The 10,858-nt window shown below is 67.0% G+C and carries 9 protein-coding genes; 4 read left to right on the top strand and 5 right to left on the bottom strand.

The features are described 5' to 3' along the window. Window positions 1–173 precede the first annotated feature (173 nt). Both MOQ72_RS42970 and MOQ72_RS42965 read left to right on the top strand, forming a co-directional pair. On the top strand, window positions 174–473 hold the full coding sequence (locus MOQ72_RS42970; protein WP_242191822.1) for a hypothetical protein: 300 nt from the start codon (window positions 174–176) through the stop codon (window positions 471–473). 462 nt (window positions 474–935) lie between these two features. Then, on the top strand, window positions 936–1,760 hold the full coding sequence (locus MOQ72_RS42965; RefSeq protein ID WP_242191821.1) for an NPP1 family protein: 825 nt from the start codon (window positions 936–938) through the stop codon (window positions 1,758–1,760). Window positions 1,761–1,994: 234 nt separating this feature from the next. On the opposite strand, the gene MOQ72_RS42960 is transcribed toward MOQ72_RS42965, so the two are convergent. Then, window positions 1,995–3,602, bottom strand: coding sequence for a tannase/feruloyl esterase family alpha/beta hydrolase (locus MOQ72_RS42960; RefSeq protein WP_242191820.1), 1,608 nt, complete (start codon window positions 3,600–3,602; stop codon window positions 1,995–1,997). A 276-nt stretch (window positions 3,603–3,878) separates the two neighbouring features. Here MOQ72_RS42960 and MOQ72_RS42955 point away from each other — a divergent pair, with 276 nt between their 5' ends. Further along, on the top strand, window positions 3,879–4,712 hold the full coding sequence (locus MOQ72_RS42955; protein WP_242191823.1) for a helix-turn-helix transcriptional regulator: 834 nt from the start codon (window positions 3,879–3,881) through the stop codon (window positions 4,710–4,712). 36 nt (window positions 4,713–4,748) lie between these two features. On the opposite strand, the gene MOQ72_RS42950 is transcribed toward MOQ72_RS42955, so the two are convergent. Then, entirely contained in the window at window positions 4,749–5,501 is a 753-nt protein-coding gene (locus MOQ72_RS42950) for a class I SAM-dependent methyltransferase (protein ID WP_242191819.1), read from the bottom strand. A 104-nt stretch (window positions 5,502–5,605) separates the two neighbouring features. Between MOQ72_RS42950 and MOQ72_RS42945 the strand changes: the two genes are divergently transcribed. Continuing rightward, window positions 5,606–6,832 (top strand): MFS transporter, encoded by a 1,227-nt coding sequence (locus MOQ72_RS42945; RefSeq protein ID WP_242191818.1) that lies wholly within the window; start codon window positions 5,606–5,608, stop codon window positions 6,830–6,832. A 24-nt stretch (window positions 6,833–6,856) separates the two neighbouring features. Here the strand turns inward: MOQ72_RS42945 and MOQ72_RS42940 are convergent, their stop codons facing one another. The 3 genes from MOQ72_RS42940 to MOQ72_RS42930 form a co-directional block, all read right to left on the bottom strand. Then, on the bottom strand, window positions 6,857–8,884 hold the full coding sequence (locus MOQ72_RS42940; RefSeq protein WP_242191817.1) for a transglycosylase domain-containing protein: 2,028 nt from the start codon (window positions 8,882–8,884) through the stop codon (window positions 6,857–6,859). 246 nt (window positions 8,885–9,130) lie between these two features. Then, complete coding sequence (locus tag MOQ72_RS42935; RefSeq protein ID WP_242191816.1) at window positions 9,131–9,943, bottom strand: S1 family peptidase; 813 nt, start codon at window positions 9,941–9,943, stop codon at window positions 9,131–9,133. A 441-nt stretch (window positions 9,944–10,384) separates the two neighbouring features. After that, window positions 10,385–10,633, bottom strand: a complete 249-nt coding sequence (locus MOQ72_RS42930) for a hypothetical protein (RefSeq protein WP_242191815.1) — start codon at window positions 10,631–10,633, stop codon at window positions 10,385–10,387. Window positions 10,634–10,858 lie beyond the last annotated feature (225 nt).

Genomic DNA, 10,858 nt, shown 5'->3' with positions numbered 1-10,858 from the left:
CACCTGGATGGGGTCGTGGGGGGGGGGGGGGGGGCGGCCCCCGGGGGGGGCGCCCCCCCCCCCCGGGGCCCCCGGGGGGGGGGGGGGGGGGGGGGGGGGCCCCGGGCGGGGGGGGGGGGGGGGGCGGGGGGGGGCCCCCCCCCCCCCCCCCCCCCGCCGCGAAGGAGAGCCCTGTGCTAACCGCGGCCTCCGATGCCGGGGCGATGACGATGGACCTCGCGCAACGTTTTTTCGAGCCGGTCAGCGAGCTGATCCGGCAGGGGCAGGAAATCGGCCTCTTCCGACCCGACCTGGTCGCGGAGGACACACCGCGACTGGTGCTGATGCTGGTGGGGACGCTGCCCTCCTTCGAAAACGGCGACGAAGGATGGCAGCGCTACCTCACACTGCTGATGGACATGCTCGACGGCAGTGGCGTGCATTCGGAATTGCCGGAGGCCGTGGCAGTTCGAGCGCACAACCTCCGGGATTAGCGCCGCTCAATTCTGGGCGACTGGCGTGGGCTGGCGGACGAGTGGTCATCACTGCTCCTCGGGTTGATCGGTGCTCAGCCGGAGCGACGACAAGACCTCGACCTTGATCGAATTCAAGGCTTACCGGGTGCCGTGGTCGAGGCCCGGCAGCCGAGATGGGCAGCAGCGGCGAACCCCGTCGAGGACGTTTCTCGACAAGGCCTTCCGCGAACTAGATTTCCCGCCGTACTATCCTCGGTCGACCGTCTAATGTGGCCCGGGGTTTCCCGCTGCGTTACCGCGGATTCACCAAAATTGCCGTTTGGAAGGGGCAGCCCCGCGATCAATCGGCCGATCGGCCGGGATCGGGTCTGGAAGATCGGCCCTTCGGACCGCCGAACTCAGTCCTTCAGTTGATGTTGGGACGAATGCCGGTGCATAGCGTCGCCGTCGTCATGCAGTCGACGACGCAAGGAGCACAGCATGTCCCGCAGTTGGGACGGAAACCGGGGCCACCGGGCTGGTAGATCCGGTCTGTTCGGCCGCACCGGAAAGCCGTCTTTCGTCATCGGTTCCCTGATCGGCGCCGCCCTGTTGGTCTTCGGTTTGCCTCCGGCCGCAGCGTTGGCGGATCCTCCCGCCGCACTGCCTTCCAGCGCACCCGAAGCCGACAGCAAGTGGCAACCGGCTTTCGACTACGACGGGGATGGTTGTTATCCCACCCCCGCCGTCGGGTCGGATGGCACGGTGGCGCCGGGTTTGGATCTGGCTGGCGATACTAACGGCAACTGCCACGACGAGTCCGACCTCGACAACACCAACTCGTACTCCCGCAGCAAGTGCAACAACGACTGGTGCGCCTACATGTACGACCTGTACTTCGAAAAGGACCAGGTCGTGCACGGCAGCGGCGCGTTCGGCGGGCACCGGCACGACATCGAGCACGTCATCGTGTGGGTGCAGAACGACGAAGCGAAGTACGTGTCGGCGTCCGCGCACGGCGATTACGACACCAAACCCGCCTCGGAGGTCTCCTTCGAGGGAAGCCACGCCAAAATCGTGTACCACAAGGACGAACCCGGCACGCACGCCTTCCGCTTCGCCAGCGGCGACGAGCAGCCGGAGAACCACAAGGGCGCCTGGCAGTACCCGGCATTGGTCGGCTGGGACAACTTCCCCTCCGGTGTCCGGGACAAGCTGACGTCGGCCGACTTCGGCAATGCCAGCTTGGGAATCAAGGACGGAAGTTTCGAGGGCAACCTGGAAAACGCCAAGCCGCAGGACATCCCGTTCGACCCCAGGGGCTGATCCCGCCAATCGACCGATGGACGTCACACCGGGTGCCGCTCCCAGCCGGAGCGACACCCGGTGTGCCATCTCGGCAGCGTGCTGGTCGGTGGGCACGGATGCCATGCAGGTGAGAGGTCGTGAGTGGCAACGGCCGCCATAGCAACCATTTCCACTCACGACCACAGCGGCAACACCGACTTCATCTCCAGCATCGAGGACCTCGTGCTCGCCGCGACCACCTGCACACGGGCGTCAGGGCGTCGTGCAGCGGTAACTGGCGGCGTCAGCGGGGTCGCCGTGCCCGGTATAGCTGGCGACCTTCGGGTAGCGGCACAGGTCGCGGGTGACGGTCTTCCCCGTGGCGTCGGTGGCAGCTGCGGGCAGCGTGTTCGGCGCCGTGCCGTGCTCCACCCAGTTCACCAGCGCGGCGAGCGCATCGGTGGGCACCGGACCGGTGCCCCCTCCGCAGTGGGCGACGCCCGGCGCCAGGAACAAGCGGTAGAAGCTGTCGACCCGGCTGGTGCCGCCCATCACCTGGTCCACCCGCTGGCGGTAGTCGATCGTGCCCTGGGGTGGGATCAGGGTGTCGGCGAGGCCCTGCCAGGTGATCATCTTGCCGCCCGCCTCGCGGAACGCGGACAGGTCCGGGTCGTCGGTGCCGATGATGTCGTTGTACTGCCGCTGGGACTGCCGGAAGAGCTCGGTGAACTGGTCGTAGCTGATGGTGGCGGTGTCGAAGTCGGGCTGCTGCTTCAGGAAGGTCTGGACCCAGTTCTTGGCGATGGGGAAACCGGGCGCCGACATGGTTCCGTCCGCAGCCGTGACGGTGCTGGCCAGTCCGCTGAAATCCGCCCCTTCGGGAAGTCCGAACCACAGTGGCTGGGGCCCGTCCCAGATCTTGCGAACGACGTCGGCGTCCGCTGCTGAAATGGTCACCTGCTCGCCGTCGCAGACGATCGTCTTGCCGACGAGCTGCTTCGGGTCGTAGTCGCAGTTCTGCGGCTGTCCGATGATGCCGTCGGTGACGCCGTCATGAGCGTCGCAGGACTGCACGGCCGCGTCCTTGAACGCCTTGAACTCGCAAGCGGTGGGGAAGTTGTGCTCCTGGTTCATCACCACCTGCGGCCACAGCGTGGCGACCGCGAACCGGTCCCAGTTGATGGCCGGTGCGTTGGCCAGGATGCCGTCAAAATCATCGGGGTGCTGCTGCGCTTCGACGTACCCCTGCCGACCGCCCGTCGAGCAGCCGTTCCAGTAGGAGAAGTCAGCCGCCCGACCGTAGAACTTCGCGGTCACCTCCTTGCCGACGACCGCCAGGTCGTGCATCGACCGGGAGGCGAAGTTCTGCAGCAGCGGGAGGTTCACCTGGCCGTCCGCGGTCAACGCCCATGCGCTGGTGTCGAGGAACGACAAGGTGACACCCGCGTCGGTGGACGCGGCGGCGTAGCCGTTCTTCACCGCCGCGACCAAGGGCGCTCCGAAGTCGCCAGCCGCGTAGCCACTGCCACCGACCGCCTGGAAACGGCCCGTCCAGCCGGACTCCGGCAGTAGGACCTTGACGCGCGCGTGGTCGTTGGCGCCGGGATGGTTGAGGGTGACCGTTATGTCGCAGTAGGCCGGAACTCCGGTTATCGGCGGGGGCGGTTCCGTCGAGGGCGGCTGGACGGGGAATGTCACGGTGCCGCCTTCCTGGCGGACGGCCGTCACCGACTCCACGCCCGCGCCAGGCGGAGCGGAGACGGACATGGCCGAACACGCCAGCGGGGCGGGGTCCGCGGGTTTCGCTGCCGCACCGGCCGAAAAGGGCACCAGCACGGGTAGCAGCAGAACTGCTGCTACCAACTTGAGAACTCGTCGCATAACTGTCCTATTTGGATGATCGTGGGCCGCTGGTGGCGGCGCGGGTTTCGAGAGGTTCCTCGACGGCGTGTCAGCCGGGTCGAGTCGATGGGTGTTGAGCACGGCGGGCTCATGGCCCGATCGTGCTGCCACCGGAGGCCCGCAACCATGTTCTCCTGATCCGTGGATCCGCTCCCCGACCGCTGTGACTCGCATCTCAGCACCAGCAGTACATGGATCCGGCCAGCCGTCGCGGCCATCCTGGAGCCGAACAGCATCGCGAGGAGCGTGGACGCCGTGGACCGAGCCCGGCTCGCCGACTTCCTGCGCGCCCGGCGGGAGGCGCTGCAACCCGAGGACGTGGGGCTGCCCCGCGGCAGGCGGCGGCGCACCGGCGGGCTGCGCCGCGAAGAAGTCGCCGTGCTGTCCGATATGTCGATCGACTACTACAGCAGGCTCGAACAGCGACGCGGGCCGCACCCGTCGGAGCAGATGCTCGCCTCGCTCGCCCGCGGTCTGCGCCTCTCCTTGGAGGAGCGCGACCACCTGTTCCACCTCGCCGGATACGCCACCCCGCTGCGCACCCTGCGCACCGACCACATCAATCCGGGGATGATGCGCATCTTCGACGGACTCGAAGACGCAGCCGCCCAGGTCGTGACCTACCTCGGCGAGACCCTGCGGCAGACCCGGCTGTCGGCGGCGCTGCTCGGCGACGAGACCGCCTACACCGGGCTGGCGCGCAGCCTGCACTACCGGTGGTTCACCGACCCGGCCGCGCGGCTGGTCTACCCCGAGGAGGACCACCCCACGTACACCCGGCTGATCGCGGCGAACCTGCACCGGATGTACACGCACGGCGGGCCGGAATCGCGCGCGGCCGAGATCGTCGATGCCCTGTTCGCGGCGAGCCCGGAATTCGCCGATATCTGGCGCGAGCATCCGGTCACCGGCCCGTACTGCCCACCGAAACGCATCCAGCACCCGCAGCTCGGACTGCTCGAACTGCACTGCCAGACCCTGATCGACCCCGACCAGTCCCAACTGCTCGTGGTCTACACCGCATCACCGGGCAGCGAGAGCTACGAAAAACTCCAGCTGCTGTCCGTCATCGGCAACCAACACGCCTGAGCGCCCGATATTCGATCAGTCCTGTGTGGACGGCTCTCAGACCGCTTCGGCGACGAACCGCAGCCGCGTTCCGTCCGCGTGCCACGTCCCGTCGGATCCCATCAGCGTGGCACGGGTGAAATCGGTTGCCTTGACCAGCAGTTCATCCACGTGTTCGGACGGGTAGGCGGCCAGCACGGGCGAGCCCACCGTTCGCCACCAGTCCTCCGCACCACGCGGACAGTCGACCATGGGCGTCGACCTGTCCAGGCATTCCAGCATCCGGACGCGGAAGCCCGCGGATTCCAGCAGAGCGGCCTGCTCGGCGGCAGTCGGGAAGTGCCAGGGCAGCGGCACGTGGCGCGGGAGTCCGACCGCGTCGGCCGCCTGCCGCAATCCATCGATCAAGGCGGTCCAGTTGCCCGCGGCACCCATTTCGGCGACGAACCGACCGCCCGGCCGCAGGACGCCGTGCACCGAGGCGAGCGCGTCTTCCGGTCGTGGCAACCAATGCAGTGCCGCATAGCAGAAAACGGCGTCGTACGGGTTATCGGCCGCCAGCTCGTAGGCATTGGAGACTTCGAACTCGGCATGCGGGTACGAGCTGCGAGCCTTGTCGATCTTTCCGGGGTCACCGCAAACCCCTTTGGCGACGGACCCCTGGTCGGCGATCGCAGCGGTGAGCTCGCCGGTACGACAGGAAACGTCGAGCACCTGCTCACCCGGCTGCGGGTTCAGCAAGCGCACCAGGGAAAACCCGGACGTGGACACGTCCGACAACCAGTCGTAGTACGGCGGATCGCAATGCATGCACCGCACACTATCCGACGCGCCCACATTATGGAAAGAAACTCCCACATAATAGGAAAATGGGGAGGCGTGCGGCGCCGGGGTGTTCCTGCGATGATCGACCGATGTCCATGAGCGCTGCCGGGTTGTCGCGGGCCGCCTTCTCGCGGTACTGGCTGTCCGCGTTCCTCGCCGATTTCGGTGATGGTGTTCGGCTAGCGGCATTTCCGTTGCTGGCGCTCCAGGTGACGAATTCGCCAGCCGCCGTTGCCGCCGTGACGGCTGTTCAGGGGCTGCCGTGGATTCTGATCGGCCTGGGTGCTGGCGCCATCGTGGACCGCCACGACCTGCGGGCGACAATGGTCATGGTCGACGTGATCCGCGCGGTGGTGATCGCCGCGCTGGCACTCGCGGTTGCCGGGGGTGCCCTGAGCCTGCCGCTGATCTACCTGACGGCCTTCGCCACCGGAGTGGGCGCGTTGGTGCGCGACACTGCGGCGGCGACAGCGGTGCCGAGGCTCGTCGGCGAGGACGAGCTCGAACGCGCCAATGGCCGCCTCGTGGCCGGAAGGCTGGTCGGGGACGAGCTCGCCGGTCCGGCGGTCGGTGGCTGGCTGTTCGGTATCGCTGCCGCGCTGCCGTTCGCCTTGAACGCGGGCGGTCTCGGGCTCTCGATCCTGCTCCTGCTGACCCTGCCGAGCATCTTCGCCGCCCCTCGACGACCGCGGGAACCTGCGGGTCTGCTGCGGTCGACCGTGCGCGATCTGAATGTGGGACTAGCTTGGCTGCGCCGCGACCGCCTGGTGCGGAACCTGGTGGTCGCGGTTGCCCTGGTCGCCGTGGCGGACGGGGCGTTCCTGGCGATCCTGGTGCTGTACGTGACCCAGGTCCTGGACCAAAGCGCTGCCGTCTACGGTCTCCTGCTGGGCCTCGGCGCGATCGGCGGCATCGTTGCTGGCGTCAGCTGCGCCCGGCTGACCTCCCGAATCGGCGCCGCGCGCATGTTGACCACAACGGTGATCACCATGGCTGTCGCGCAGCTCGCGCTCGGGCTGACCAGCAGCATGGTCGTCACGTCCGTCACCCTCGTCTGCAGCGGCGGCGCCTTCGCCGCCTTCAACGTCACCTCGATGACCGTGCGCCAACGCCGTTCTCCGATCGACATGCTGGGCCGCGTCAACAGCACCTACCTCACGGTCGGCCGAAGTGCCGCCGCCATCGGCGCGCTCGCCGGAGGCGCCCTAGCCGCCGCCGCGGGCATCCACGCGCCCATCCTCATCGGTGTCATTCCGCTGCTCTGCGCAGCCGTCCTCATCGCCAGAACCAACCCCCAGCAGCGACCATTCGCCTGACATCTCGATCGCTGCTGGGTGCGGTCAGCGTTGGGCGCGATAGGCCGAGGACATCAGCGGGACCGGCGGCGCTGGCATTCTTTCTGGGGGCATGGTCGGGTCTCGGTAGCGGCCGATGGGTTTGACGTCCGGGAAATTCTCGGTTGGTTTGTTCGCCAGGTATGCCGTCATGAACTCGGCGCTGATCCGGCTCGGGTTCGCATCGCTCAACATCCGGCCATCCGAGTCCAGCACCGGCACCGATTGGTTCTTCTCATCGCTGGCGCTGATCGAAACCGCCACGGCGATCTGCGGCGTGTAGCCCGCCGTCCACACCGCCATCGCCTTGTCCGCGGAGCCGTTGAACTGGGCGATGCCGCGCACCCCTGCGACCTGGCGATCTCTGGTACCGGGCTCAGCTGCCCGTTCGTCCCCGAGAAGGGCCTCCGTGACGTTCCCGGCGATGTTCTTGCTCAGCACGGGATTATCGGTGAACGCGCTGCGCGGCTTCGACCGGAAGCTGTACATCTCGCTTCCGCTGCTGCTCAACACCTGCTGGACGAAGTGCGTCTCGTGCCGGATTCCGTCGGCGGCGAGTGTCGCGTAGCCACCCGCCACGTCAGCGGTGCTCACCGGGTAGTCGCCCATCGCGATGCGCGGCTCGACCACACCATCCGCGCGCTGCATGGCTGGCTTGTCGTTGATGACCGGGGAAATCCCGGCCCGCACCGCGGCGTCCCGCACCTTGTCCGGGCCGAACTTCACCGCCATGTTCACGAAAGCGGTCGAGACCGACTGGGACATCGCGGTCCGCACGCTGCACTTCGAGATGTCCGGGCAGCCGCCGGTGGCGTTGCGGTAGGTGGCACCCGCGATCTCCTGCGGTGAACTGCCGTCGTAGACCTCGCCGATGCCGTACCCCTGCATCAGGCCCGCGGCCGCGACGAACGCATTGATCGCCGGACCGGGTGGCTGTGCCGCTTGAGCCCAGTCGAAGCCACCGATCTGCCCACCGCTGTGGTAGGCGCGGACGGAACCGGTATCCGGTTCGATCGCCACCAGCGCGGTTCGGAGGTTCTGCGGTTGGCCACCGGTCACTTCGGCGACCGAGTCCTCCGCGACGCGCTGCGCGTTGCGATCGATCGTGGTGATGATCGTGCCGCCGAACTGGTGCAGTTGCTGGGTGGTGATATCGGCGTTTTCGAGCTCTTGCAACACCCTTTCCCTGATGTGGAACAACGAGCCGGACATCTGCTCACCGCGCCAGGCGAACCGCTCGCGCGTCACCGGCAGCTTCATCAGCGCGCGTTGCGCGGGGTCGACCATGTGATTGCTCAGCATCTGGTTGGCCACGTACGTCCAACGGCGCGCCGCCCCGACTTCGTTCACCCGCGGGTCGTGGTCGTTCGGCTTCTGCACCGCACCTGCCAGCAGGGCCGCTTCGGACGCGTCCAGGTCGCGAGGCAGCTTGCCGAAGTAGGCGTTCGCGGCGGCGTGGATGCCCCAAGCGCCGCGGCCGTAGTACGCGGTGTTGAGATACGCCTTGAGGATCTCGTCCTTGGGGTGTTCGTTGGTCATCTTGACCGCCAGCACGATTTCCTTGAACTTGCGGGAATAGCTGTGCTCGTCGTTGCCGGTGGCCAGCTTGATGTACTGCTGGGTCAGCGTGGAACCGCCACCTGGGCTGCCGGTGAGCTGGGCGTACACGGCGCGCAGGATGCCCAGGAAGTCGAATCCTCGGTTTCGGTAGAAGGAAGCATCCTCGGCGGCCAGGGTCGCCTGCCGCATCGGCTCGGAAACCTCGTTCAGATCGCGGATCATGGTGCGGTTTCCGGTGTCTGGGACGATCCTGGTCATCTCGGTCTGGTCGGAGTACTTGAGCACGATCGACTGCTGCGTGCTGTTGGCGACCACCTGCGGCTCGGGAACCTCCCAGATCACGTATCCGACGCCGAACGCAACCAGGCCGACGAGGAGCACCCCGACCATTGTGGACAAGGTGACCCACAGGATCCGCCGCAGCCACCTGTGTTTGCCGGTCGCCGGTCGACCAGCGGTGGACGCATCGTGCACAGTCTTCACCTTCCCGCAGAGCCTGTACTGATTGTCCGGCCGCCAGATCGGAAATCGCTCGGATTAAATGCTTCCCAACTGGATCACAACAGTTTCTTCACACAGCGGCGAGCTTTCGATGACACGTTCGTGACAGAGCCGCGCGAGGGACGCGCTCAGCACGGCGTCCAGCCCGGTGCCCGATGTGGCATTCAGCTCCCGCCATTGCCGGGACGCCACATCGGGCCCTGCCGCGACGATGAACCGTCAACTTCCGACGTTCTGCTGGATCCAGTCGGCGTAGCTGGTGGCGTCGGTCCAGATGCCCGTTCCGGTGGAGCAGCGTGGGTCCTGGTCACCGTCGCGGCTGGTCGCTCCGATCAGTCGCCAGTCGCCAGGCCTGCCGATGAGCTGGGGGCCACCGGAATCGCCGTTGCAAGCCTGCGCGTCGGGGGTGTCGCTGTCGGTGCACAGTTCGCGGGGTCCGTCGATTTCGGCGCACTGGCCGTCGTCCACCAGTTTGGTGTCCAACTCCTGCAAGGTGATCGGCAGGTCGGAGCAGTTGTCCTGGCGGTCGCAGGTCAGGCCCCAGCCCAGGATCCGGGTGGCGGTGCCGGGCGCGCCGGAGCCGTCGGCGAGCTGGATCGGCTGCTGCGGCACCGGGTGGTCGAGCTTGAGCAGCGCGATGTCTCCGCCCGGTGCTGGTGGGGCGTAGTCGGGGTGGACGATGATCTGGGTGACGCGGGCCTCGCTGCCGCCCGTGGTGCGATCGTTGCTGCCGACGCGCACGTTCAGGCTGGCCGGGTCGGTGCCGGACGCGACGCAGTGCGCGGCGGTGACCAGCCAGTCCGGCCGGATCAGTGACGCACCGCAGTTGTGGCTGCCCGCCACCTGTAATGACGCCATGAACGGGTACTCCTCGGTGGCGTCATGGCCGCCGATCACCAGCGGTCGGGGTTCGTCGGACGCCGCCGCGACGGGCGCCAGCGCCGCTGTCGCGACAGCGGCGGCGCTGAGAACGCCGATCAGCGCGGCTGATCGACGTTTGCTCGTCCGCTTCTGCTTCGGTGTACGGGCCATAGCCCAACTCCTCGTGTTCGGCGGGAATGTCACGGCAGCGACGTTAACCAGGCGAAATCCGGCGAACATCGACCGAAAGGCCAGCGATCACCGGCCGATAGGCCAGCAGTGCTCAGACGAAAGGACTATCCGGTCGAGGCGTGGTGCACGCCGAATCCGATCCACTGTGGATGATTGGAGGCTCGGGAATCGCGCAGCGACCAGGTCGGACATGGCGCCGAACAGATGCGGTTCGTCGCCGGAATGGGCGTAGGGCGCATTCGCTTTTCAGTCATGCCCGTTGGGCGTGTGCCGTTTCCCGCCAACCGGTCCGCTGGGAACTCATGCCTGTGATCCCTGGGGAATGCCTGCGGTAAACGGTCACACGTTGGAAGCGGGGACGTTCTGCACCGACCTCAGCCGCAGTCGTCTTGGTAGTGACCTCACGCGCCGACGTCACGTTCAGGACGGCTCAGCCAAGGGGATCTCGGTGGGCCCATCAGATACGTGCTCGCTTCCCGCCCACCGCAGTGGGACGTTGGCGACTTCCTCTGGAGCAACGGCGACCAATACCTTGCGCATCTCGCCGTATCCGTGCCTATCAATGAGCTGATGAAACCGGGCGATTGCGATGTCATCGCGCACACCTGCTAACTTGAAGAGGCGCCAGATTTCGACCACAAGTCCGGCGTCCGGATCGTCGTCGTTCATGAGAGTCCCGCATTAGTCGCACATAGGGATCTACTACTGTCAGCAGCCACATTCGCCTTTGCTTCGCCAACGGGCACTCGACGATCGCCAGAGATCGGAATGACACAAACGGTGGTCAAATGCTGTCGTGGGTGGGAAATGTGGGCCAGGCGGCCCATTGCCCACACGACCCCCCCCCGGGGCGGGGCGGGGGGGTCGGGTGGGGGTTAGTGCCGAGGCCCCGGG

The organism is Saccharopolyspora soli (genome assembly GCF_022678645.1).
In the GTDB taxonomy this organism is placed as follows: domain Bacteria; phylum Actinomycetota; class Actinomycetes; order Mycobacteriales; family Pseudonocardiaceae; genus Saccharopolyspora; species Saccharopolyspora soli.
This window is presented reverse-complemented; position numbering and strand designations above follow the sequence as displayed.